We start from the raw sequence: 25,831 nt of genomic DNA on the forward strand, positions 1-25,831 counted from the left end.
TATAAATGAAAACTCTATTTTATCTGGTTTTAATGCTAATGTTTTTTGGTGAAGTCAAGGCACAGGAAACACAACTGAGCTGGAAAGCGGCACAAAAACAAAAGGGTGAATGGTATAGCAGCCCGGAGGCCAGGCGTATTGCCGACAATCTTCTGGTATATCAGCACAAAACCGGCGGCTGGCCAAAAAATATCGATATGGCTGTAAAGCTCACGTCAAACGATATTGATGAGATTCTTTCTGAAAAACAAAACAGTAAAAAACATCTTGGTCAGCCAACAATGGATAATGGTGCTACGTCCACACAATTGTGGTTTCTGGCAAAAATGTACAAAAGTACAGGCAACGAAAACTACAAAAAAAGTGTTTTAAAGGGTATTGAGTACCTGCTTGATTCGCAATACGAAAGTGGCGGTTGGCCTCAGTTTTATCCCATTCGGAAAGGATACTATCAGCACATTACCTATAACGATAATGCCATGGTTAATACCATGAATTTTTTGAAAGACCTGATGTCGGATTCTAATGAATTTGCAACCCTGGAATTGGGTGCGCCGCTGTTAAAAAGAATTGAAAAGGCTTATGAAAAAGGAATTGACTGCATATTAAAAACGCAGATTATTGTTAACGGAAAACCAACTGTTTGGTGTGCCCAGCACAACAGAAATAACTTTGCTCCTGCCAAAGCCAGAGCATACGAGCTTCCTTCGTACAGCGGAGCCGAGTCGGTTGGAATTGTTTCTTTACTGATGGAGATTCAACATCCTTCACCTGAAATTATTGCGGCTGTTAACGGAGCAATCAGCTGGTTTGAAGAACACAAAATTGAAGGTATAAGGGTGGAACGCTTTCGTAATAATGGTGAAAAAGATAAGCGTGTAATTGCAGATAATGAAGCACCGGCAATTTGGGCCCGCTTCTACGATTTAGATACAGGTGAGCCTTTTTTCTGCGACCGTGATGGAATAAAAAAGAAAACACTGGCAGAAATTGGCATCGAACGCCGTGGTGGTTACAGGTGGTATACCGATAGCCCACAGAAGGTATTAAACAGCTACCCCGGGTGGAAGAAGAAATGGGGAGTGAAATAACTAACATGTAGAAATTAAAATGCTAAAAACCGAAAAAATGAATATAAGATTTTTAATAGTAGTTGTATTTGCCCTTGGACTGGCAGCAATTGCTAATGCCCAAATGCCCGAAAATATCGAACCCTTTAAAACACCATTTGGTGAGTTTAATTTTAAAAAACCGGTTTTCCCTGATGTAACGGTTAATATAAAAGATTATGGTGCTAAAGAAGGGGGCACTATAAAAAATACCGAAGCCATTAATAGAGCCATTACTGAGCTTGCCGCAAAAGGTGGCGGAAAAGTTATCGTTCCGGCCGGAAAATGGCTGACTGGCCCAATTGTGTTGCTTAGCAATATTAACTTGCACCTGCAGGAAGATGCAGAATTGGTTTTTAGTCAGGAGTTTACCGACTACCTGCCGGCAGTACTAACCAATTGGGAAGGCTCTGAGGTGTATTCTTATTCGCCATTTATTTACGCTTTTGAACAGGAAAATATTGCAATTACCGGCAAAGGAGTACTTAACGGGCAAGGCAAACCCTGGTGGGAACAACGCAATACCGAAGGTTTTTGGAAAAGCAATGCCCTGCTAAAAGAAATGAATGAAAACGAAGTGCCTTTAAATGAAAGACGTTTTGGCAGTTTAGAGCGCTTTTTACCTCCTGTTTTTTTTGGCCCTTTATACTGTAAAAATATTTTGCTCGAAGGTGTTACATTCAGGTATGGTGCTTTTTGGACCATTAATCCCAGTTTTTGCGAAAACCTAATGGTTAGAGGCGTTTATGTGTTAACCAATGGCGAGTATGGCGACTGTCCTAATGGCGATGGTATAAATCCAAACTCATGTAAAAATGTTTTGATTGAGTACAATACGCTGGATACCGGTGATGATTGTATAACCATAAAATCAGGAAGAAATAAAGATGGAAGGCGAATTGCAATGCCCTGCAAAAATATTCTGATACGCCATAACAAGGGCCTTCAGGGGCATGGCGGTATTGTTATTGGCAGCGAAATGTCGGGTGGGGTAGAAAATGTGTATGCCCACAACTGCCGCTTTAATGGTACCGACCGCGTTATCCGGATTAAAACAGCGCGTGGAAGAGGCGGTTATGTGCGCAACTGCTGGTTTAAAAACATATCAGCAGATACCATTGAACGCGAAGCCATTCGCATAAACATGATGTACACCGGGGGTGATAGGCTGCCGGCGCAGGAAGTAACAAGCGGAACGCCTGTTATAGAAAATATTCATTACGAAAATGTAAGCTGCGATTTTGCCAAACGTAACGTAGTGCAAATAATTGGTATTCCTGAAATGCCGGTGAAAAACGTTAGTTTAAAAAATATTCGTTTGGGTGGTAACCTGGGCGTTGAGGTAGTAGATGCACAAGATATCTCTTTCGAAAACCTGTCGGTTTCGAACAAAACAGGATCGTTTGCAAAAATTTCATTCAGCAGTAACATCAGCATGGAAAATGTGGAGGTTCTTAAAACAGAGCCGGGGAAAACGCCATTTGTTTTTAATACTGTATCAGGGGCAAACCTAAAGAATGTTAAACATAATCTGAGTAGAGAATTGGTGAAAATCACCGGAGAATCTGAGAATATTAAAATTGATGACAACATCTCGAAAGAACAGATTCGTGAAATAGAATAAAGAAGAATTAAGGAGTGAATACATTAATCAGAGCAATGACATTTATGCAGTAAACTATCATCGTTTGAAAAAAGAAAACTTTACGATAAAGATCGTTTGAAGAAGTTTTTTGGCCGATAAAATGCAATGATTTATTACAAAAAACATAAAAAAGTGATGACGGGAAATGGTTTCAATTCTAATTGGAAGAGAATGCATTTACTTCTATTCTGCATTTTGATGGGCGCTTGTGCTTTTGGTCAAAAAGTGTATAACCCAGAATATGGCAATCCGATGAACGAACCCTGGAGATGGACTCAATATAATCAATTAACAGGTAAAGGAGTTCGCTGTATTTCTGAAGCCACTACAGGAGAAATTGTTTTTGGAGTAGACCGTGGAGTGATTTTTTATGATGGCATTAATTGGGAAGAGCAAAATGGGGAGAATGGATTTACTGACGATGCAGTAACAGACTTGGTTCGTTCTGATGACCACCGGCTCTATGCCGCTACATCTAAAGGCCTTTTTGAATATTATGATAATAATTGGGAAAAGGTGTTTCCGGTTGGAGAATATGAAATAAATGAAGAGATTAAAGAAATTCGTTCTCTTGCAAAAATTAATGGTGGTGGTGTTGTGGCTACCTTACGAAACGACGAATACGGCGCAATACTTTTCTACCAAAATGGAAAACTCGAGATGTTGGCTTCTGCTAAAACCGTGAGTGACCTTGCCGAAATTCAGGAATTAAAGTTTTATATAGCTCCCGCCAATTGGTGTATTGATAGTATGTTTTGTGCCTTAAGTATATTTCATGACTCTCAGCAAAAGTTTTGGGTGTGGGAAAGCACCGACGTTACTGAAGAAGAAGGAAAGGTTTTTTATTTCACAAAGGAAAAAAATACCATAAACTTCTCCCGGATCTTTAATTCTAAAGATGGCCTCGTTGCCGGAAAAAGGACACAGTTTGGAGAGGATGAAGATGGGAATGTTTGGTTAATTAATAGTACCATTCATAAAGGTATATCAATATTTGATGGCCAATCCTGGAAAAATGTTCATTTGCAAGGAGAAAACTCTTTTGTATCCATTAATCGCGTAAATGATGCAATGTATGTCGGTGCTTTTGGAGTACTTTATATTTTTCGGTATGGAAAGTGGGAAATTTACAGAAAGCCTGTAACACCAATTCCAAATTCAAAAATAATTGTTTATAACGATAGCCGGGGATATTTATGGATATTAGGAGTAAAAGGTCAGGTTGCCAGAATAGATAACAGTGGAAGCAGATGGAATTCGATTGCTTCTTTAAATTATCATTGCGAAGATAAAAATGGAAACCAGTGGTTTATTGATGTTGAGGGGAGGGTTGTAGTAAAAAGGGCCGACAAGTGGTACTCGTTTAGCGAAGCAGAAGGTTTACCAGATGCACCTGTAAGAATTATTTGTACAAGAGATGGACTGGTTTGTGCTGCCGGAAGTTATAAGCAGCAGGCATGTATCTCATTTTTCGATGGTTTTGGTTGGGAAAGGCAACTTTTTCCTCAACTTTCGTGGGGTGTTGATTATAGAGCTGTTTTTGAAGATTCGGGAAAGAATCTCTGGATTGGGAGCAGTGTAAATTACAACGATTTCGAAGGCAGTTTGGGAGGTGTTATTAAAATTCAGAATCCGGGAAAAATAAATCAGCAAGTCACACATTATAAGCGACATGGCGGGACAGAAATGGGAGAATGCTATGGATTTGGACAAACTAAAGACGGAAAATTATGGTCATGTGGTTCACGGTTAATATCGTTTGATACTAACAAATGGACTAATTATAATGAGCTGGAGCCGTTAAAACATCATATAAATACAATGGGTACGACCCCTGATGGGACATTGTGGCTGGGGTCGCGAAGGCATGGAGTTTTTCAGCTTAAAAATGATAAATGGTCGGTGTTTGATACGGGTAATGAGTTGATTGATAATAATATAATTAATATTCTGCCAATTTCTAATTACGATGTTTGGATTGCTTCAAACTATGGTTTTAGCAGGTATGATGGATTTTCATGGAGTAATGGTGTTTTTGCCGATGAATTAACCCTTAGTCATGAAGGGGGCGAACTAAAAGCACAGGAAAACGGCACGATTTGGCTTAATCGGTCATCGCGAGCCTGGAAGAGAAGAGCAATTCGTGATAATAATGTGGAAAATGAAGATAAAGATTATTACTCAACTGTATTCTACCATCCAAGCCAACTTGCACCCGAAACAGAAATACTGGTATACTCTGAGGAAGTATCTTCTGATGGAAATACATATATTGAATGGGATGGAGAAGATGCATGGGCTGAGACGCCTTCATCAAAACTGCAATATTCCTATCGGTTAAACAAAGGCGAATGGAGTAAATTCAGCAATAAAAGAAATATAACTCTACTGAATATTAAAAACGGTACTTACTCATTCGAGGTTCGGGCCAGAGATGTTGATTTTAATATCGACCATACTCCGGCTCAGGTTACTTTCGAAGTTTTACCACCAGCCTGGAAACAAGCCTGGTTTATAGCTTTAATTTTTGTTTTTCTGATAGTAATATTTTTATTCCTGTATAATATCATTAGAAATAAGCAGAGGCTCGAAAAGTTAAACCAAAAACTTGTCAGGCATGGTGAAGAAATAGAACATAAAAACACGATTTTACAAGAACAAAAAGAACAAATTCTACAACAAACCATAAACGAAAAAGAAATCAACCAGTCGAAAATCAGGTTTTATACAAATATTTCACATGAGTTCAGAACTCCTTTAACTCTAATAACCGGAATACTGGATGGTTTAACAGGCAATATCTTTAACGAAAATCCAGAATACGGACAGGAACAGCTTGGTGTTGTTAAAAAGAACGCCAACCGCTTATTGCGTTTAATCAATCAGTTAATGGATTTCAGAAAATTGGAAACAAAATCAACCCGACTATCTGTTACTGAAATCGAAGTTGTGCAATATTTGAAAGATATTTGCAACCAGTTCAAAGCTTTTGCCAAAAAATATCATATCGATTTAGAGTGTGAATCATCTTTGGTTAAACTTAATGGCTGGTTAGATGTAGATAAACTAGAGAAAATACTTTACAATCTGATTTCAAATGCCATAAAAAATACTCCGGAAGGGGGAAGAATAAACATAAAAATTGCTAAGAAAGAAATCGGGCAATCTGTTTCCATTGAAGTTGTAGTTGAAGATACCGGTTGTGGTATTCCTTCAGATAAGCTAAATGAAATTTTTGAACCCTTTAACCAGGTTGAACATGCGGAACAAGAAAAGCACGAAGGTACCGGAATTGGTTTGGCGCTTGTAAAAAGTTTTGTAAAACTTCACCGGGGAGAAATAAATGTGATTAGCAGCACGAATAAGAATGTGCAGTCAAAAAACGGTTTTTCAACACAATTTGTATTTCAATTACCAGTTAGCAAATCAACATATAACGAAAATGAAATTAAAAAGTTAAATGGTGAAATACACCCTGTTTCAATACCTGTATATTTCGAAAAAGACTCACAAGAAAAATTGAATACAGATTATCAACATGAACTTCCCTGGAAAAGAACATGTTCGCACGTACTAATTGTAGAAGACAATCCGGAGTTACGTGCGTTTCTGGTAAACACTCTGAAAGAAAAATATAAAGTAGCAGAAGCAAGAAACGGGGCAGAAGGTTTCAAACTGGCAATTTCTGTTTTACCGGATTTGGTACTTAGTGATGTAATGATGCCGGAGATGTCCGGTTCTGAAATGTGTAAGCAAATAAAAGATGATATTCGAACAAGCCATATTCCTGTTGTTTTACTCACTGCACTAACTGCTGATGAAAATAGAATTGATGGTTTCGAAACCGGAGCTGACGCTTATATTACCAAACCTTTTAATCTTGATGTTTTGCTGGCCAGAATTAACAATATTTTAGTTATTCGCGAAAAATTAAAGCAAAAGATTAAACATGAAGATGTTATGCTTCCTGAAGAAGAGGAGGTATCTTCAATGGATAGTGTTTTTCTTGATAAATTAAAATCTATACTCGAAGACAATTACTCTAATCCGGATTTTAAGGTTGATGAGCTAAGCCGGAAAATTGGGCTTAGTAGTCGGCATTTGCTTTATAAAATAAAAAGTCTGTTAGATATTTCTCCGGTTGAATTTATACGCATTTTCAGGTTACAAAAAGCTTCGCAACTGTTGTTGGGGCACAAAGGTTCCATATCGGAGATTGCTTATGAAACAGGCTTCAACGATCCTGGTTACTTTGGTAAATGTTTTTCGAAATATTTTGGAATGCGACCTTCCGAGTATGTTAAAGCTCATGAAACTGAAAATTGTAAAGGAGAAGCCGAAATAAAGGAAGAGCTGAGTTTTATTATAAATGAAACCTGAGTTCCTCCACAATAAGTTTCGAATTTACATCCATGGTGAATTTCGCAACGTCAAAACTATGCTTTCATTTTTTTTATAGTAAAACAGTATTTCGGATTCTGTAAATGATTGATGACAAGGCTGTTGGTTTGTTTATGTTTGGTTTTAAATAGCTATTTTATCCTAGTCCGTCTCCGATATTTACCACACTCTTAACTTCATGCGCTTTAACTTAGCAATAGAAAATCGAATAACTATTCAGGTTTTAACAACATACAGCATAAAAATTAACCTGTAACGAAAAAGGTTAAAACAAACTAAATTAATTTATTAATAACCAAAAGCTTAAACTTTATGAAAAAAGAATCATTATTGGGTACATTCTGTACTTTAATGTTTAAGGACTCATTTATGCAATGTAGTGAGCTCGAAAAACAAGTGCAGAGTGTTCCGAAAAAATGGTGCCGCGCCAGAGATTATGCTGGCCGCGCCAGTCCAACTGCTTAAACTTGTCATAACCATTTTCCGGTTTGGATTTAAAAGTATTAGATCCTGAATTTAGCGGGTATCTAATTTATTCAGATAATTAAATTGTATTCATTAAAAATATTTAAAATGAAAAATAAACTAATAAAGCGATTAAGATTTTTATTCGGCATGATCCTTTGTGGTATTTTTCTTCAGGGTGCATTTTTAAATTATGCTAATGCTTCAACTTCTCATTCAGGAGAAACTGCTGAAAGCAAAAGTGTATTGCCACAAGAAAATACTGTTAAAGGAACAATAAACGATGCTTCAAACTCTCCTCTTCCGGGAGTTACTATTGTTGTAAAAGGCACAACAATCGGAACAGTTTCGGATACAGACGGTAATTATGTACTAACAGGTGTGCCTTCTGATGCCACAATTGTTTTTTCTTTTGTTGGCATGTTATCGCAAGAAATCGTCTACAATGGGCAAGCCTCCATTGATGTAATAATGCAGGTAGATGCAATTGGTATTGAAGAAGTTGTTGCAATTGGTTATGGTACCGTAAAAAGGTCTGATTTAACCGGAGCTGTCGGTTCCGTGTCGTCTGATGAACTTGCAGAAAAAGGTACTGTTTCTGTTCTGGAAGGAATACAGGGTAAAGTAGCTGGTGTCGATATTTCATCAACTTCAATAAAACCCGGTGCTAGTTTTGATATCAAAATCAGGGGGCAAAACTCAATGGAATCAGGTAGCCCGCTTTATGTAGTCGATGGGATTGTAACCGGCGATATCCACTTCCTGAATCCCTCGGATATTAAAAAGATAGACATCTTAAAAGATGCTTCATCAACTGCTATTTATGGGTCGAGAGGTTCAAACGGTGTTGTTATTATTGAAACCAAAAATGCCGAGAATGTTGATGGTAGTGAAATGAGTATTACCTACGATGCATATTATGGTGTTAAACAACTTGCCCGTATTCCCGATTTTATGGATGCCAGGGAATTTGCAGAATACAGGGCCATGTGCTACCGGGGGTTTGACACGAATACCAATACCTGGACTCAAAACTATGATAGTCCGCTTGCAAAAGCATCTCCGGTAATTATCGGTCGCCTTTATAACGAAGACTACACAGATTGGTGGGATTTGGTAACGGAATCCGGTCACCAACAGAATCACTATCTTAATATGTCGGGTACATCTAATAAACTTTCATACAATGTTGGTTTGGGTTATCAAAACGAAAAAGCAAACTTCAAAGGACAGTACATGGATCGTTTTAACATGAAAATAAGTGTTAATCATAAGCCAACGGATTACTTTCAAATGGGAGCTACGGCAAACCTGTCGCAAACCCTTTATGATAATGGTCAAAAAGACGGGTATGAAGAAGTTAACAAGATGGCTCCGTTCTGGAATGCTTTTTGGCCTGATGGAAGTATCATTGTACGCCCGGGAGCTGATCCAGCACTTGATTCACCAAGTGGTATGACTGGTACTAAAAGCCCATTAGCTGAATTAGCAGCTGGAAAAGAAGAAACCCGCAGGCACGATGTCCTGACTTCGGGATTTATGGAATTAGCTCCGGTTGATGGCCTTACAATCCGTTCAACACTTTCAACAAGATTTTACCGAAACAGATATGGGGAATTTCTGGATGAAATGTATGATTCGTGGCTTGATGAAACATATAACGCACGTGAAGCTCGTTCAACCAATACCGAGGTATTTGATTTTACATGGGATAATGTGATTAACTATAAAACCACAATTGCAGACAAGCACAACCTAAGTGCAACCGGAATTTTCAGTACTTATAAAACACGTAGTGAAAGGTTACAGGTTAGGGCTAAGGAAATGCCGTATGCATCTGACTGGTATAACCTGTTTAGCGGAGAATTTGATGCAAGTGGAAGTAGCTCTTCTTATTCAGAGGCATCTCTTGTATCTTACATGGGACGTTTGAATTACGACTACATGGGTAAATATTTGTTAACTGCGTCGCTACGTTACGATGGTAGTTCTAAACTGGCTGATAAGTGGGCTTTATTCCCATCGTTTGCTGCTGCATGGCGTGTATCAGAAGAAGCATTTATGCAGGCCGACTGGCTTTCAAATTTAAAACTACGTTTTAGCTACGGTAATTCAGGAAATAATAACGGAGTAGGACCTTATGCAACCAAGGCAGGCCCAAATGTGGGAAACACAATCCTGTATAATTTTGGAAGTGATGTATGGTCGGGGTTTGGTCCCGGAAGTCCGGTTAACCAGAACCTAACCTGGGAAAAAACCCGTGAACTAAACCTTGCCGTGGATTTTGGCCTGTTTAATAACAGAATTAGTGGTTCTGTCGATGTTTACGATAAACTCTCAGATGGCTTATTGATGAGCAGGCGGCTTGCTGTTGAAAGTGGAGTAGTAAGTATGGACGATAATATTGGCTCGGTAAGCAATAAAGGTATCGAAGTATTGCTTAACACCGTTAATATTCAAAAACGTGATTTTACCTGGTCAACAACTTTTACCTTCGCAACAAATAAAAATGCTATTGAATCGTTATATGGCCGAAAAGAAGATGTAATTGGTGAAAAACGTTTCATTGGCCAACCTATTGATGTTGAATACGATTATAAAATAAACGGTGTTTATACCATGGCTGAATATCTGGCAGGTGAAACAGTATTTGAAAACTATACTTTTAAACCTGGCGAAGCACGAACAGTTGACACCAATGGCGACGGTAAAATAACATCCGACGATAAGGTTATTTTAGGTTCGCCTAATCCTAAATGGATCGGTAGTATCTATTCAAATTTGACTTATAAAAATTGGGATTTGTCTTTCAATATTATTACCAGACAAGGTGTTTTTGCGTACGATGAATTTATGGAAGAATACCTCAATCCCCGTAGCCGTAGTGTTGTGAAAATTACAGGTTACGATTATTACATTCCGGCAAATGCACCGGTAATTGATTGGGATAACTTTGTTTTAGACGCCAGCGGCAATGCGATAGATGTAGGTTGGAAAAACACTACCGAAGAACATGAAGGCAGGTATCCTCTTTATAAAAACAATGGTGGTCAGTTTCAGGGACAAGATCCTCTTTACACAGACCAATCTTTTGTGAAGGTGAAAAACATCGTGTTGGGTTATACCATTAAAAATGGTATCCCGAAAATTGGTGTTGAAAATTTACGTGTTTATGCCAATATACTTAATCCTTTTGTTTTTGCCGATTACGAAGGTTATGATCCTGAATATGCCCGTACGTCAATGAACGATGGTAATGGTCCTGCAGTTGTTACCTGGCAGTTTGGTGTTAATGTTAAATTCTAATTTTAAAATATTAAGAAATGAAAAATTTAAAATATATAATATGCTTTAGCATCCTACTGGTATTTGCCAGTTCATGTTCCGATTTTCTTGTTGAAGACAATAAAGGAGGAATTGATAATGAAACATTTTATGCTACACAAGGTGGATATGAAACCTTATTAACAGCCTCTTATGCAGGCTTGAGAGAAGTCTATGGTGGTTTCAATATTCTTGACTTATATGGAACCGATTTGTATATTGAATCAAAGGAAGGAGATGACAAGGTTGACTGGTATAGATATACAACACTCTATTCTAATAATAGTTTTTTAAATGACTTCTATGAAAATGTATATAATGCAATTCAAACAACTAACGCAGGCATTTTTTATAATGAATTGCCTGAAAAATTAAGTGAGCAGTTAAGGACGCAATATTTAGGCGAGTTGCGCTTCCTAAGAGCTTTTTATCATTTTATCCTGCTTGAACAATTTGGGGGAATTGTAATAAATGATGAATATACTACATCTCCTCGATTGAGTATTCCAAGGTCAACACTTAGTGAAAGCTATGAATTTATTATAAGTGAAATGGAAGCAGCACTGGCTGCAGTACCTGCAAGTTCTGATCCGGGAAGGGTTAATAAAAATGTAGTTAACCATTATTTGGCCAAAGTTTATCTTACAAGGGGGTGGGATCTTAACTCTGAGGCAGATTTTAATAAAGCTAAAAGTTATGCCGACGCAGTTATATCTAATTTAGGTAATATCACAATACCTTATGCCGAGCTTTGGGATGAAGCTGGTGAAAATAATGAAGAATTTATATTCTCGGTTCAATACAGCTTAAACACTATTAAAGATTTAGAAGATGATGGTAACAGGCAATCATCTTTATTTAGTGTGTACGGAGGATCAGCAGGAAACGACCAAAAGCGTAGAAGTAATGACTTAAATCCGGCGCAATATATTCATGCTTCATTTCAACAAAATGATGCACGTTATTATGTTGATTTTATGTTTGTAACTGTACACCCATATTTTACTTATTATAGCGATAATCCAGGAAAAGTAAGGTATTATAATCCAATTATTTGGGATCCAAATAAAACAGAAATTACCAAGGAAGACACTTTGCGTTGGATTGAAGAAGTAGGTGGAATAGATAATGTTGAAGAAACCTGGCAGATTTTTCCTGTTTGGAAATACAACTATGATAAATACAATTATAATGCTTGGTACACTGTAAGTGGCTCTCTTCCAACTTTCAAAAAGTTCGATTGTCCTGAAAACGCATTGAATTGTACACGAAGTTATTCCGCAAGCGTAAGGGATATTGTACTTGCTCGATTGGCAGAAACATACTTTCTTAAAGCTGAGGCTTGTATAGCTCTTGGACAGGTCGCTGACGCAAGAAATTTAGTTCAGACAGTTATTGACCGTCCTGGCAATAAAGTCGATCCAGGTGGAGAAAACTTAACCAACGCTCTAGATGGAGTGAGTGGAAAAACAGAAGCTTTGGAGGCATTATTACTTGAGTCAGGAAAAGAATTACTTGGTGAGTTTAATGGACGTTGGCCTACTTTGCGCAGATGTGACATGTTAAAGTACATGCTTGAAAAGTACAATGCAGATTTTGACAGGCATAATACAACATTCCAGGATAAATGGTGGTATCGTCCAATTCCGGAAGATGCCATTACATTAAATGAAGCACTTACAGATGCCGATCAAAATCCTGGATATTAGTTTTGTTATATAGTCGAAGTTGATATAGTCAACTTATTAGTTTGGTTAGACCTTTTAGAAAAGGAAGGTTCATTTAAGGGAGTCTGGTTCTTCGGAACCAGATTCCTCCCTTAAATAATCCAAATTATAGTTCAGCTCATTTTACATGCGTGGTTGTTGTTCTCGATAGTATTTAACTTCAGTTTTCAATTCACTTATTATGAAAAATTCTCTTTACCTTATCGCCATAATTACTTTCATTTTATCGGCTTGCAGCCAGGTAAATGAACCTCTAAAAGAAAAAATAGAACCTTTTAATACACCTTTTGGTGAATTTAATTTTCAACGCCCGGAATTTCCTAAAAGATCAGTTCTGATTACTGATTTTGGAGCCCAAAGTGGCGGAACTGTTAAAAATACCGAGGCCATTAATAAGGCAATAAACGATCTTTCAGAGAAAGGCGGAGGAAAAGTAATTGTACCTGCCGGGAAATGGCTGACAGGATCGATAACTCTGCTAAGTAATATTAACCTGCACCTTGAGGAAGGGGCAGAATTGCTTTTTAGCCAGGATTTTAACGATTATTTACCAGCGGTGCTTACCAATTGGGAAGGTTCAGAAGTATATTCTTACTCGCCGTTTATTTATGCCTACAAACAGGAAAATATAGCCATTACCGGGAAAGGAGTTTTAAACGGTCAGGGAAAACCGTGGTGGGAACAACGAAGAAAAGGTTCTGCATTTTACGACAGTAACAACCTGTTAAAGGAAATGAACGAAAAACAGGTTCCCTTGGATGAACGCCGCTTTGGAAGTTTAGAGCGTTTTTTACCTCCCGTATTTTTTGGCCCCTTATATTGCAAAAATATTTTACTCGAAGATATTACGTTTAGATACGGTGCTTTTTGGACGGTTAATCCTAGTTTCTGTGAAAATATTATAGTTAAAGGTATCTATATTTTAACCAACGGAGAATACGGTGATACTCCAAATGGCGATGGTATTAATCCAAATTCGTGCAAAAATGTGTTAATTGAATACAATACACTCGATACCGGAGATGACTGTATTACCATAAAGTCGGGGCGAAACAAAGATGGCCGTCGAATTGGCATTCCTTGTAAAAATATCCTGATTCGGCACAACAAAGGGTTGCAAGGCCATGGTGGAATTGTAATCGGCAGCGAAATGTCGGGGGGAGTAGAAAATGTTTATGCACACGACTGCCAGTTTAATGGTACCGATCGCGTAATTAGAATAAAAACAGCCAGGGGCAGGGGAGGATATGTAAAAAACTGTTGGTTTAAAGATATTTCGGCTGATAAAATTGAGCGCGAAGCCATTCGGATAAATATGATGTACACCGGTGGTGAAAGGTTACCGGTCCCGGAAGTTGATGAAGGTACACCGCTAATCGAAAATATTAATTACGAAAATATTTCATGCGACTATTCAAAACGGAATGTTATTCAAATTGTAGGAATACCTGAAATGCCGGTGAAAAATATTTCCTTAAAAAACATTCATCTGAAAGGAAATCTGGGAATTGAAATTAGTGATGCTGTTAATGTAAATATTGATAGTATTGCTATCGCAAACGACAATGGTGCTCTCGCTTCTGTAGCTTTTGCCGACGCCATCAAAATTTCGAATGTTCAAATAATTGATACACCGAAAGATAAGATTCCGTTTGTGTTTCTCGATGTTATCAACTCCAGTGTAAAGGGGGTAGAAACCGGCAAAGAGGGAACACTGGTTAAAATAACCGGAAATTCACACAATATTAATATTGATAAGGCTATTCTGGAAGACAGGATTGAAAAACATTAAGAAGAAGATTTGCTTTCTGATTTAATATGTATATCTCAGCATGAAAGTTTTATTAATTGAGGATGAACCTGAAATAAGCGAATTGATTAGTAATTTTCTAAAGAGCGAAAATTACCTCGTAGAAAAGGCCGTAGATTACAGGAGCGCGCAGGATAAAATTGCGTCCTTCGATTACGACTGTATTTTACTTGATATTATGTTGCCCGACGGAAATGGATTAAGCCTGTTGAAAGAATTGGCCAAAATGGATAAAAGCGATGGAGTGATCATAATTTCAGCAAAAAACTCAATCGATGATAAAGTAAAAGGACTTGAGCTTGGGGCCGACGATTATCTTACCAAACCCTTCCACATGGCCGAGTTAAACGCCCGGATAAAATCGGTGCTTCGCCGAAAAAATGGCGAAAACAGCAGCTTTGTTGAACTAAATAACGTAAAAATTAGTTTCGACGAAAGGCTGGCCAAGGTAGATGAACAGGTTTTAGACCTGAACCGGAAAGAGTTTGATATCCTGGTCTTTCTTGCCACAAATAAAAACAGAATTGTAAGTAAATCGGCCATTGCCGAAAATATCTGGGGAGATTATATCGACCAGGCTGATGATTTTGATTTTATTTATTCGCAGGTGAAAAACCTCAGAAAAAAGTTACGTACTTATCAGGCACAAATTGAAATTGCCACTGTGTATGGAATTGGTTATAAATTAACTACAAAATGAAGCTAATAAACCATACACTGTCCTTTCTTTCAGCAATCTTATTTGTAACCATAAGTTTGTGGTCAGTTCTGTTTTATTCTCAACTACTAAATCATGTAAAAACCTCTGTCGATGAGGGCTTGTCTGATTACAAAATCGTTATAATTGATAACCTGAAAAAGGATACCCTGATAGTTGAAAATCAAGAGTTTGGTAAGAATAAGTACATCGTAAAACAAGTTGAAGAAGACTATGCCCTAAAAGTAATCGACACGTATAAAGATACATTAATTTATTCGCCACTTAAGCAAAACAACTACAAGGCCAGGGTTCTTTCCACAGCCTTTGTTGCAAACAACGGAAAATATTACGAAATGAAAGTTCTTTCACAAGAACTAAACAGGTCGAAATTGATTAAAAAACTTCTTGTTTCGCTTACTTCGATGTTTTTGTTTTTACTGGTAAGTACATACCTGGTTAACACGCTGGCCTTAAATAAAACCTGGAAACCTTTTTATCAGGTTCTTGATTACCTTAACGATTTCAGGTTAGACAAACGATTATCCGATAGAAAAATGGGAGCCACAAAAATTAAAGAATTTGTATTGCTCAATAAATCAGTTAATAACCTGATTGATACAAATATTAAAATTTTTGAAAGCCAAAAACACTTTATCGAGAACGTATCGCACGAAATGCAAACCCCCCTGGCCATTGGCTTAAATAAATTGGAACTATTGGCCGAGAACGAAGGCTTAACAGAAAAGCAGCTAAAAAGCATTGGTGATATAATTGATACTTTTAAACGTCTTTCGGGATTAAACAAATCCTTGTTGCTTCTTTCAAAAATTCAGAACAAACAGTTCCTCTCAAAAGAAAAAATAGATTTCGACAGTGTTTTTACCAGAACCATTGCCAACCTTTCGGAGTTTATCGACTTCTGGGGAATTCAACTGAACTATAACAAAGAGCAAAATTTTGTTTTTGAAATGAATAAGGACATGGCAGATATTCTGGTTTTAAACCTTGTAAAAAATGCCATGATTCATAATAACCCCAACGGAGAGATTAGTATACGTTTAACTTCTTCTGCATTTATTATTGAAAATACGGGAAATGAAGGCGCAATTCCTTCCGACAGGATTTTTCAACGCTTTAATAAAAATGTAAATAATAAAAATTCAACCGGCCTTGGCCTGGCCATAGTTAAAGCAATTACCGATGCTTCTGATTTAAGGGTTAGCTATTCGCATAAATCGCGGCATATTTTTGCAATAGAAAAACCTCATGCATGACGCTTTTTTAATAGATTTTTGGTGTTTTTTTTAAAATTCCAGATTCTTTCCAGAATGTTTCCCAATTGATTCCATATTCGCTGTGTTTCTTTGACATGTAATTTAAAAATTATGAAACGAATTTTTCTCCTATTATTACTTTTCAGTATTACGCTGAGTACGCTTGCTCAGAAAATCGATAACGATAACGTTCCTGCTGTTATATTAAATGCATTTCATTTAAAATTTCCTCATGCTACCGATACTTCCTGGAAAATAGAAAAAGGAAATTACCGGGTAGAGTTTGAAGTAAATAATAAACCCCACGAATTGTTAATGGATCACAAGGGAAGTATGCTTAAACATTCGCAGGATTTGTATTTAAGCGAAATTCCGAAAGCAGTTTTAAAAACCATTGACTCGAAAGCTCCTTACTACGATATTCACGATGCTGACAGAAGCGAACAGGGGAACGAAATTACCTACGAAATTAAATTCGAAAACGAAGGGAACGATAATATATTTTGGATAGATGAAAGAGGCAAGTTGCTGAAATTCAGAAAAGAATTGGATCGTGATGAGGTTCCGTCTGAAATATTAAATGTAATAAGCTCAAGGTATAGCTCATTCGATTACGACAGGGCAAAATACTTAGAAGAGGGTAACTTAAGGTTTTACATTATCAGGGGTGAAATTAATAATTACGATTGTGTATGGACCATCGATACGAAAAAAAATGTACTGAAGTACGAACAGGATTTAAGAAATTCTGAGATTCCTTCTTCTGTTTCAAATGCCCGAAAAATGTTGTATGAGGGCTATGAAATACGTGATGCCGACAGGTTGGAAGAAAACGGGAAAGTCAGCTATGTTCTTCGGCTCAGAAAATCAAGGGAAAATATTTATGTAACGTTTGATTCAGCAGGAAAAGTGCTGGATGTAGACTAAGTGAAAGACCATATATTTATAAAAACTAAACCAATAAAAAGATGAATTTTAGAAAGTTATATTTTTTAGTGGCTCTCGCGATTTTTGCAGTTTGCGCTAACGGAGAAAACTTAAAAGAAGATGCTAAAACTTCATTGAAAAAGGGAGTAAGCTTTTTTTATTCAATCAATAGTCACGGAGGTTATGTATATTATGTAACGCCTGATTTAAAAATTCGCTGGGGCGAAGGGATTAAAGACGAAAATACAATTGAAGTACAACCACCCGGAACTCCTTCTGTTGGTCAGGCATTTTTAAGGGCTTACCAGGTAAGCAAAGACGAAACGGCTCTTAAGGCTGCAAAAGATGCTGCCACTGCCCTTGTACGTGGGCAGAATAAATTTGGAGGTTGGGAACATACCGTAAATTTTAATAAAATAAGCCACGAAAAAGTTAGTTTTGACGATAACCAGTGTCAATCGGCCATTAGTTTTCTTATGGCTTTAGACCAGGAGATTGAAGATGAATCCATATCGGGTGCAACCAAAAAAGCTTTAGATTTGATGCTAACTGCACAATTAGATAATGGAGCCTGGCCGCATATTTATCCCGAACAAGGAAATTATCACGATTATGCGACATACAACGATGGTGGAATAAACGATTGTGTAAGAGTGATGCTGGAGGCTCACAATTATTATGGTAATAGTAAGGAAATTGAAAAGAGCCTGAAAAAAGCAATCCGCTTTATTTACATTTCTCAATTGCCACCGCCACAATCGGGCTGGGCACAGCAGTACAACGAATTTCTTCAACCGGCTTGGGCTCGTACTTTTGAACCTCCTTCGGTTTGCCCTTTGGTTACGGTATTAAACATTAATACCTTAATTGATTTATACCTTGTTTTGGGTGATGATAAATTGTTGGAACCAATTCCCGATGCAATCCGATGGTTAAAAGATATAAAAATGGAAAATGGAAAGTGGGCACGATTTGTAGAATTAGGTACAAATAAAGCACTTTACTACGACAGGCCCAGAATCCGGTGCGAAACACTGGAAGACCTTCATCCTGAGCGTCGCACAGGTTATCGTTACCAAGTGGACATTGCAGATCAATTGCAAGAAAGCGAGCTTCGATATAAAAAGGCTCTGGAACTAGGTCATAAAGGTTTATGGGATGATGAACATTCAGTCCTTAATAAAGAACAAATAATGAAGCGCTTGGAAGTTTTATCAGAACAAGTAATAAAAATTATGGATTCACAAGAGCCTTCAGGCGCATGGATAACCAAAAACGACCGTTTTAAAAAACAAATGCCAAAAGGTATTCGGTGGAATGGTCAATATGAAGTTATGGACCGAATTAGCAGCGAGGTTTTCAATGAAAATGTGGCCATACTCTGCGAATACATTGAATTGAGTAATAGAATTGAAAATAAAAATTAAAAATAATCTCATGAAAAATATTTTAGCAAGCTTAGTGGTAATCCTGTTTTTTTCAATAGGAAATATATCTGCACAACAAATTGCATTTCCAGGTGCAGAGGGATATGGAAAATTTACAAAAGGTGGCCGGGGAGGCACAGTTTACGAAGTAACCAACCTAAACGATAGCGGAGACGGAAGCCTTCGTGCTGCTGTAGAAGCCAAGGGACCACGCACGGTTATATTCCGGGTTTCAGGAAATATTGAGCTTGAAAGCCCTATAAGTATTAAAAATCCTTACATAACAATCGCCGGGCAAACAGCTCCCGGAGATGGAATCTGTTTAAAAAATCACCAATTAAGCATTGATGCAGATCAGGTAATAATCAGGTATATTAAGGTTCGCGTGGGCGATAAGTCTGGTAAAGATTACGATGCAGTTGGTGGAAGATATATTAAGAATGTCATTCTCGATCATATTTCAGCAAGTTGGAGTGTCGATGAATGTATGTCTGTATATCGTTGTGACAGCATTACGGTTCAGTGGTGTTTAATTTCAGAAAGTATGTTTAAATCCAACCATGTGAAAGGATATCATGGATTTGGAGGAATATGGGGTGGCAACTATGCCACTTATCATCACAATCTGCTTGCCCATCATGCAAGCCGTAATCCGCGCTGGGCATCAGGTGTTGGTTTTACCGATTATAGAAACAATGTAATTTATAATTGGGGGTACAACTCCTGCTACGGTGGAGAACGGGTAGAAGACAGTTATCCCGATAAATTAAATTCATTTACCGTTAATATGGTTGCCAACTATTACAAACCAGGTCCGGCTACAGAACCAGGTCCGGTGTCTCATCGTATTGCCCGGCCAGCTTTTAAAAAGGATCAGGACTTCCATGGTATGTGGTACATTGCAGAGAACACAATGGAAGGGAATAAACAGGTTTCATTAAATAATTGGGATGGAGGCGTTCATAAAGAATATGAGGAACAGGATTTAAATATGCTGAAGCTCAATGAACCCTGGCCGGCAATGCCAATTAACCAGCAAACAGCCAAAGAAGCATATGGGTTGGTTGTACAAAACGCCGGAGCTTTTTTGCCCAAAAGAGATGTAATCGACACGAGAGTTTTAAATGAAGTTCGCGAAGGTTTTGCAACTTTTGAAGGTGTTGGATATAAAGAAAATAAGAAAGTTGCCGACCCTTCTGAAACATGCGGGATCATTGATTCTCAAAATGATGTTGGTGGATGGCCAAAGCTAAAATCTTTGCCGGCTCCAAAAGATTCTGATAAAGACGGAATGCCTGATAAGTGGGAAGTAAAAATGAAACTTAATCCGAATGATGCCTCTGATGGTAGTAAAGACCGCGATGGTGACGGATTCACCAACTTGGAAGAGTACCTAAACGCACTTGTTGCAATAGGTACAGTAAAAATAAATGCCCAATCACCGTCAAAGAAAGCAATTGTTTTAGAAGAATTTGTTTTTACCGAACGCCCAACCCGCGATTGCCACGCTTCAACTTTATTGGAGCTCGATAATGGCGACTTGCTATGCGCTTGGTTTGGAGGAACAAGGGAAGGTGACCCTGATGTAAATCTGTGGTTGGCTCGCAAACCCAAAGGCGGCAAGTGGCAGAAACCCAAAAGTATTTCCGACGGAAATGGAAATACCTTATTCAATCCGGTTCTGGTTAAATTAAAAAGCGGCGACATCCAGATTTATTTCTGCAGCCCCGGAATTGATGACGGGCAGGTAATTACATCAAAAGATAATGGAAAAACCTGGAGTAAAATGAAAAAACTTCCAAAAGGATTTGTTGGGCCAATCGTCAACAAACCAATTTATTTGGAAGACGGAACGATCATCGCTGGTGCAAGTTTGCAGGGCGATCCGGGTAAACGAATTCACATTGAACGTAGTACCGATGATGGTAAAACCTGGACAAAAGTCGGTCCAATTAGCGACCCTCAAAATACAAAGTATCAAATTATACAACCTACCATTCTTGTTCATTCGCAAAAGCGTTTGCAAATACTTGCACGTCCAAACCAAAAAGGTGCAGACACAAAGCTTGCACAAAGCTGGTCTGAGGATGGCGGTTTAACCTGGTCGCCGGTTACAGATGCTACTTTGCCAAACAATAATTCAGCAATCGATGCTGTAACTTTAAAAGACGGGCGTCATCTGCTGGTTTACAACCACTCAACCCGCGAAGACCCGATAGGTGGGCGCAAAGGGCGTGGAATACTGACAGTTGCAATATCAGACGATGGAATTAACTGGGAGGCAGCAGCAGTACTTGAATACCGTACCGGATCAGTGCAGTATTCGTACCCGGCTGTAATTCAAACCAAAGATGGAATGGTACATGTGACCTATTCATGGCACAGGAAACAAATTAAACATGTGGTTCTCGATCCAAACAAGTTTGAAACCTATCCGATAGTTGACGGACAATGGCCAAAAGATAAAATGCCCTGGGTAAAAAGTATTGAAAGTGAAGGAGCCGGAGTGAACAGCGAAGTATTAAAATAGGGCATTTAATAATCATTAAAAATAAAACGGATTTATAATGATCGAAGGAATTACAGATTGCACAATCCTGAACAATGGGCTAAAAATGCCATGGTTGGGATTTGGTGTTTTTCAGATAAGCGATGGAAATGAAGTAATAAATTCTGTAAAAGAAGCACTGAAGGTTGGTTACCGTAGTATAGATACCGCTGCTGTTTACGGAAATGAAACAGGCGTTGGAAAAGCCATTAGAGAAAGTGGAATTGCCCGTGAGGATATTTTCCTGACAACTAAGGTTTGGAACTCAGAACAATGCAAAGGTAGGACTCTACAAGCATTTGATGAAAGCCTTGGAAGGTTACAGACCGATTATGTGGACTTATATTTAGTTCATTGGCCTGTTGAAGGTTATTACATGGAAACATGGAAAGCCATGGAAGAGATTTATAAAAGCGGGCGTGCCAAATCAATAGGTGTCAGTAATTTTATGGATTACCATCTCGATGAGCTTTTGCCTAAATGTGAGGTTGTTCCGGCTGTAAATCAGATTGAATATCATCCCTATCTTGTTATGCCAGAGTTATATAACTATTGCAATGAAAGGGATATACGTGTTGAAGCATGGAGCCCTTTGATGCAGGGACATATTATTGATGTGGAACCTATTAGGGAACTGGCAGCTAAATACAAGAAAACTCCAGCTCAAATTACCTTACGTTGGAATATACAAAAAGGAGTAATTACCATTCCAAAATCGGTAAAACCACACCGGATATTAGAGAACTCTCAAATTTATGATTTTGAAATTTCATTGAAAGATATGACCCTTATTGACACTCTTGATAGGGCAAAACGTTTTGGTCCCGATCCCAATAATTTTAATTTTTAAGATTTACGGTATGAGAAAGCTGATATTAATAATTCCACTTTTCCTTTTCGCATTTAGCTTCAACATAACTCGCCCTGTGCATATTTTTATGATTGGTGATTCAACAATGGCCAATAAGCCTGAAAAAAATATCCCTGAGAACGGTTGGGGGCAGGTTTTACACTATTTCTTTAACGATTCGGTTGTAGTCGATAATCATGCCCGAAACGGAAGGAGTTCAAAAAGTTTCATTGACGAGGGGCGATGGGAAACAGTGATTTCGAAGCTTCAAAAAGGTGATTATGTTATTATTCAGTTTGGACATAACGATAGCAAACCTGATGAAGAAAGGCACACCGACGCCTTTAGTTCGTACAAAGAGAACCTGACGAAATATATTGTTGAAACAAAAGAAAAAGGAGGGATTCCAATACTTTGCACATCAATTGTTCGAAGGCATTTTAACGAAGATGGAACCCTAAAAGATACGCATGGAGATTATCTTGTTGCTGCTAGGCAAGTTGCAAAGGAAACAGAAGTGTACTTCATTGATATGGAGGCAAAAACAAAAAGTTTGGTGGAAGAAATGGGGGTTGAAAAATCAAAGCAGTTGTATTTGTATATAAAACAAGATGTTTTTCCTCTCCGACCAAAAGAACTAAAAGATAATACCCATTTATCGCAATTCGGTGCCTTCAGTTTTGCCGGACTCGCAGTAGAAGGCATGAAAGAAAATAACATACCCATTATAAAATATTTAGTGAATTGATAATAACTCATTTACAATGAACGATATGAAAAAGATATATTCAATATTGATAGTACTGTTAACAGTAGGATTTAATTGTTACTCGCAACAACTGGCATTCCCTGGAGCTGAAGGCTTTGGAGCCTATGCAAAAGGTGGAAGAGGCGGAGAAGTCCTGTATGTAACAAACCTGAACGACAGCGGTGAGGGTAGCCTGCGTTGGGCTGTTGAACAGGACGGTCCACGCACTGTTGTATTCGCCGTTTCGGGAAACATCGACCTAAAAGAGAGACTAAATATTGAAAATCCGAACATAACAATTGCCGGACAAACAGCTCCTGGCGATGGAATTTGCATCCGTGGTGAGACGGTGCGTATTGCAGCCAATGATGTCGTAATTCGTTATATCCGAGTAAGACTTGGTGATGGAATGCATGGGCAGGGAAGCCTGCAGGGAAAAGATGCCATCTCAATTAGTGAGGGCGAGAATATTATTGTGGATCATTGTTCGGGAAGCTGGAGCTTGGATGAAATTATATCAGCATCAACAAAACTGCCAACACTTAGAAATGTTACGGTGCAGTGGTGTTTTATTACCGAAGGATTAAATCCCGACAACCATGGATACGGTTCTTTAATAAGAGGTACCGGCGGAGCAAAATACAGTTACATCTACAACCTGTACGCCAACAACCGTGGCCGGAATCCACGCCCTGGAAACTACGATGTAAATCCACACGATAAAGATCCGGAAGGTTTTTTACTCGATTTCAGCAATAATGTAATTTACAATTGGGGAGGTGGAAAAGCCGGTTACAATAACGATAAACGAAGTATTACAAAATTGAATTATGAAAACAATTACCTAATTCCGGGTGAAAACTCAGAAAATAATGGAATTGCATATACAACCGGGTCGCCCTTCAATAAAAGCTATTTTGCCGGGAATTATTACGATGGTGAATGCCCTGCTGACCAATGGAGTTTAGTTGGTTTCAGAGATAGCTGGAGTAAAAAAGAAATTGCAGCCTACAAACAAACAAAACCTTTTGAATGCGGCACAGTTACCAGAATTGATGCACCAGCATCGTTTGAGCAGGTACTTGAAACCGGAGGGGCAACCTTGCCGAAACGCGATGCTGTCGATATTCGAATTGTAAAGGATATAAAAAACCGGACAGGTAAAATTATCAAAAGCCAGGAAGATGTTGGGGGCTGGCCCGAATTAACATCGCTTCCGGCTCCGCTTGATTCCGATAAAGACGGTATGCCTGATGAATGGGAGAAAAAGAATAATTTGAATCCACATGATGCTTCCGATAGGAATAAAACTGCGGAAGATGGTTATACAGTGCTTGAAAATTATTTGAACCAAATTCAATAATAATTTAAACCATTCAATAATGAAAACCAGTAACAAAGAGTTTGTTATATATCTGCTAGTGTTTGTATTACTAAGTTCCTGTTCGGGCATAAAGGATGAATCAGTTCAGAATGAAAAACCACGGGTTATTGTAACCTCTGATGGAGAAATTGACGACGAATGTTCCCTTGTCAGGTTTTTATTGTATGCAAATGAATGGGATGTGGAGGGAATAATTTCATCAAGTTCGCAATACCACTGGAAAGGTCACAGATGGGCTGGCGACGATTGGGCCGAACCCTATCTTGAAGCATACGCGGAAGTATATCCAAATTTAATTTTACACGACAAGGGGTATCCTTCTCCCGAATATCTGAAATCAATAACCTTGATTGGTAATATTGCTGCCGAGGGCGAAATGGATTCCATAACCCCGGGGTCGCAACGTATTGTAGAAGTTTTACTCGACGAATCGGATAATAGGCCGGTGTGGCTTCAGGCATGGGGGGGAACCGGTACGATTGCACGGGCGCTCAAAACTATTGAAGAAGAGCATCCGGATAAAATGGAATATGTGGCTAACAAAGTCCGTTTGTTTTTTATCTGGGAACAAGACAATACCTTTCAAAAATACATTCGCCCGCATTGGAGAAGATACAATATTCAGGCAATAATTTGCGACCAGTTTTGGGCAATTGCATACCAGTGGGATGAAATTATACCCGAGGAAAAAATCGGTTATTTTACAACCGACTGGATGAAATCGAATATTCTGAACGACCATGGTGCGCTTTGTTCATTATATGAAGCATACAAAGGAGGTGACGATAATGAAGGCTGGAGAGCTGGTAGTCCAAAACAAAAAGGCTCGTTCAGATCTGAAGGAGATTCACCAGCTTTTTTACACACTATTCCTACTGGTTTAAGGAATTTGGAATCGCCAAACTTTGGAGGCTGGGGAGGCCGCTATGTGAATGTACGCGAAAACACCTGGCTCGACCCGGTTCCTTTCGAAGGTTATGAGTATCCTGAAGGAAGATGGTACACCCGAAGTGCCTGGGGCCGAATGTACATGCGCGAAACCTACCCTGATAATCAGGACCAAATGAAAGTGTACTTTAAACCTATGACCCGATGGATGGATGCTTTACAAAACGATTTTGCTGCCCGGGCCGACTGGTGTATTAAACCGTATGCAGAAGCGAATCATCAACCTGTTGTTAAATTAGGCCATAAACTTGATTTAACGGCTAAGCCGGGAGCTACTATTCAGCTAAGTGCGAAAGGAACTTCCGATCCCGATGGTGATGATCTTACCTTTAAATGGTGGTTTTACGAAGATGCAAGCGATTATAAGGGAGATGTAAAAATTTCTAATGCCGATCAAATAAACACCACTCTTGTCGTTCCTGAAAATGCAGGCAGCGGTGAATCCATTCATATTATTTGTGAAGTAACAGATTCAGGTACGCCTAAGTTAACACGGTATAAGAGAGTAATAATAACTGTAAATCAATAAAACTATAAATCCTGC

The 25,831-nt window shown here is 38.4% G+C and carries 16 protein-coding genes; all 16 read left to right on the forward strand.

The features are described from left to right. Positions 1 to 5 precede the first annotated feature (5 nt). The 16 genes from pelA to QZ574_RS06730 all read left to right on the forward strand — a co-directional run bounded on the left by pelA (position 6) and on the right by QZ574_RS06730 (position 25,816). On the forward strand, positions 6 to 1,091 hold the full coding sequence (pelA, locus tag QZ574_RS06655) for a pectate lyase (protein ID WP_297088083.1): 1,086 nt from the start codon (positions 6 to 8) through the stop codon (positions 1,089 to 1,091). A gap of 37 nt (positions 1,092 to 1,128) precedes the next feature. Next, complete coding sequence (locus QZ574_RS06660) at positions 1,129 to 2,733, forward strand: glycoside hydrolase family 28 protein (protein WP_297088085.1); 1,605 nt, start codon at positions 1,129 to 1,131, stop codon at positions 2,731 to 2,733. Between the two features lie 192 nt (positions 2,734 to 2,925). Next, complete coding sequence (locus QZ574_RS06665) at positions 2,926 to 7,134, forward strand: hybrid sensor histidine kinase/response regulator transcription factor (RefSeq protein WP_297088086.1); 4,209 nt, start codon at positions 2,926 to 2,928, stop codon at positions 7,132 to 7,134. Positions 7,135 to 7,467: 333 nt separating this feature from the next. Then, the gene (locus QZ574_RS06670; RefSeq protein WP_297088088.1) at positions 7,468 to 7,620 is read left to right on the forward strand and encodes a hypothetical protein; all 153 of its coding nucleotides are present in this window, start codon (positions 7,468 to 7,470) and stop codon (positions 7,618 to 7,620) included. Between the two features lie 108 nt (positions 7,621 to 7,728). Then, a complete protein-coding gene (locus tag QZ574_RS06675; protein ID WP_297088090.1) occupies positions 7,729 to 10,926 on the forward strand; it encodes a TonB-dependent receptor in 3,198 nt (1,065 codons plus the stop codon). A gap of 17 nt (positions 10,927 to 10,943) precedes the next feature. Continuing rightward, entirely contained in the window at positions 10,944 to 12,653 is a 1,710-nt protein-coding gene (locus QZ574_RS06680) for a RagB/SusD family nutrient uptake outer membrane protein (protein WP_297088092.1), read from the forward strand. A gap of 199 nt (positions 12,654 to 12,852) precedes the next feature. Then, positions 12,853 to 14,463, forward strand: coding sequence for a glycoside hydrolase family 28 protein (locus tag QZ574_RS06685; RefSeq protein WP_297088094.1), 1,611 nt, complete (start codon positions 12,853 to 12,855; stop codon positions 14,461 to 14,463). Positions 14,464 to 14,503: 40 nt separating this feature from the next. Next, the gene (locus QZ574_RS06690; RefSeq protein WP_297088096.1) at positions 14,504 to 15,181 is read left to right on the forward strand and encodes a response regulator transcription factor; all 678 of its coding nucleotides are present in this window, start codon (positions 14,504 to 14,506) and stop codon (positions 15,179 to 15,181) included. Beyond that, the gene (locus QZ574_RS06695; RefSeq protein WP_297088097.1) at positions 15,178 to 16,455 is read left to right on the forward strand and encodes a HAMP domain-containing sensor histidine kinase; all 1,278 of its coding nucleotides are present in this window, start codon (positions 15,178 to 15,180) and stop codon (positions 16,453 to 16,455) included. The genes QZ574_RS06690 and QZ574_RS06695 overlap by 4 nt, the downstream gene beginning before the upstream one ends. A 111-nt stretch (positions 16,456 to 16,566) precedes the next feature. Beyond that, entirely contained in the window at positions 16,567 to 17,382 is an 816-nt protein-coding gene (locus QZ574_RS06700; RefSeq protein ID WP_297088099.1) for a PepSY-like domain-containing protein, read from the forward strand. 41 nt (positions 17,383 to 17,423) lie between these two features. Then, a complete protein-coding gene (locus QZ574_RS06705) occupies positions 17,424 to 18,809 on the forward strand; it encodes a pectate lyase (RefSeq protein WP_297088101.1) in 1,386 nt (461 codons plus the stop codon). Positions 18,810 to 18,819: 10 nt separating this feature from the next. Continuing rightward, positions 18,820 to 21,339 carry an exo-alpha-sialidase gene (locus QZ574_RS06710; RefSeq protein ID WP_297088103.1) on the forward strand — a complete coding sequence of 840 codons (2,520 nt, stop codon included), beginning with the start codon at positions 18,820 to 18,822 and terminating at the stop codon, positions 21,337 to 21,339. Positions 21,340 to 21,376: 37 nt separating this feature from the next. Beyond that, positions 21,377 to 22,207, forward strand: coding sequence for an aldo/keto reductase (locus QZ574_RS06715; protein ID WP_297088106.1), 831 nt, complete (start codon positions 21,377 to 21,379; stop codon positions 22,205 to 22,207). Between the two features lie 10 nt (positions 22,208 to 22,217). Next, positions 22,218 to 22,955 carry a rhamnogalacturonan acetylesterase gene (locus QZ574_RS06720; protein ID WP_297088108.1) on the forward strand — a complete coding sequence of 246 codons (738 nt, stop codon included), beginning with the start codon at positions 22,218 to 22,220 and terminating at the stop codon, positions 22,953 to 22,955. Between the two features lie 25 nt (positions 22,956 to 22,980). Beyond that, positions 22,981 to 24,318: a pectate lyase gene (locus tag QZ574_RS06725; RefSeq protein ID WP_297088110.1), complete on the forward strand. Its 1,338-nt coding sequence runs from the start codon at positions 22,981 to 22,983 to the stop codon at positions 24,316 to 24,318. Between the two features lie 19 nt (positions 24,319 to 24,337). Further along, on the forward strand, positions 24,338 to 25,816 hold the full coding sequence (locus tag QZ574_RS06730) for a nucleoside hydrolase-like domain-containing protein (protein WP_297088112.1): 1,479 nt from the start codon (positions 24,338 to 24,340) through the stop codon (positions 25,814 to 25,816). Positions 25,817 to 25,831: the final 15 nt, after the last annotated feature.

This window comes from uncultured Draconibacterium sp. (genome assembly GCF_913063105.1).
Lineage (GTDB): Bacteria > Bacteroidota > Bacteroidia > Bacteroidales > Prolixibacteraceae > Draconibacterium.

What these genes read in the sequence shown, in the direction of transcription:
- QZ574_RS06680 (WP_297088092.1), top strand. Translation starts at nt 10,944, where the DNA reads ATGAAAAATTTAAAATATATAATATGCTTTAGCATCCTACTGGTATTT.
- QZ574_RS06730 (WP_297088112.1), top strand. Translation starts at nt 24,338, where the DNA reads ATGAAAACCAGTAACAAAGAGTTTGTTATATATCTGCTAGTGTTTGTA.
- QZ574_RS06690 (WP_297088096.1), top strand. Translation starts at nt 14,504, where the DNA reads ATGAAAGTTTTATTAATTGAGGATGAACCTGAAATAAGCGAATTGATT.
- QZ574_RS06715 (WP_297088106.1), top strand. Translation starts at nt 21,377, where the DNA reads ATGATCGAAGGAATTACAGATTGCACAATCCTGAACAATGGGCTAAAA.
- QZ574_RS06660 (WP_297088085.1), top strand. Translation starts at nt 1,129, where the DNA reads ATGAATATAAGATTTTTAATAGTAGTTGTATTTGCCCTTGGACTGGCA.
- QZ574_RS06725 (WP_297088110.1), top strand. Translation starts at nt 22,981, where the DNA reads ATGAAAAAGATATATTCAATATTGATAGTACTGTTAACAGTAGGATTT.
- QZ574_RS06705 (WP_297088101.1), top strand. Translation starts at nt 17,424, where the DNA reads ATGAATTTTAGAAAGTTATATTTTTTAGTGGCTCTCGCGATTTTTGCA.
- QZ574_RS06670 (WP_297088088.1), top strand. Translation starts at nt 7,468, where the DNA reads ATGAAAAAAGAATCATTATTGGGTACATTCTGTACTTTAATGTTTAAG.
- QZ574_RS06685 (WP_297088094.1), top strand. Translation starts at nt 12,853, where the DNA reads ATGAAAAATTCTCTTTACCTTATCGCCATAATTACTTTCATTTTATCG.
- QZ574_RS06665 (WP_297088086.1), top strand. Translation starts at nt 2,926, where the DNA reads ATGCATTTACTTCTATTCTGCATTTTGATGGGCGCTTGTGCTTTTGGT.
- QZ574_RS06700 (WP_297088099.1), top strand. Translation starts at nt 16,567, where the DNA reads ATGAAACGAATTTTTCTCCTATTATTACTTTTCAGTATTACGCTGAGT.
- QZ574_RS06695 (WP_297088097.1), top strand. Translation starts at nt 15,178, where the DNA reads ATGAAGCTAATAAACCATACACTGTCCTTTCTTTCAGCAATCTTATTT.
- pelA (WP_297088083.1), top strand. Translation starts at nt 6, where the DNA reads ATGAAAACTCTATTTTATCTGGTTTTAATGCTAATGTTTTTTGGTGAA.
- QZ574_RS06720 (WP_297088108.1), top strand. Translation starts at nt 22,218, where the DNA reads ATGAGAAAGCTGATATTAATAATTCCACTTTTCCTTTTCGCATTTAGC.
- QZ574_RS06710 (WP_297088103.1), top strand. Translation starts at nt 18,820, where the DNA reads ATGAAAAATATTTTAGCAAGCTTAGTGGTAATCCTGTTTTTTTCAATA.
- QZ574_RS06675 (WP_297088090.1), top strand. Translation starts at nt 7,729, where the DNA reads ATGAAAAATAAACTAATAAAGCGATTAAGATTTTTATTCGGCATGATC.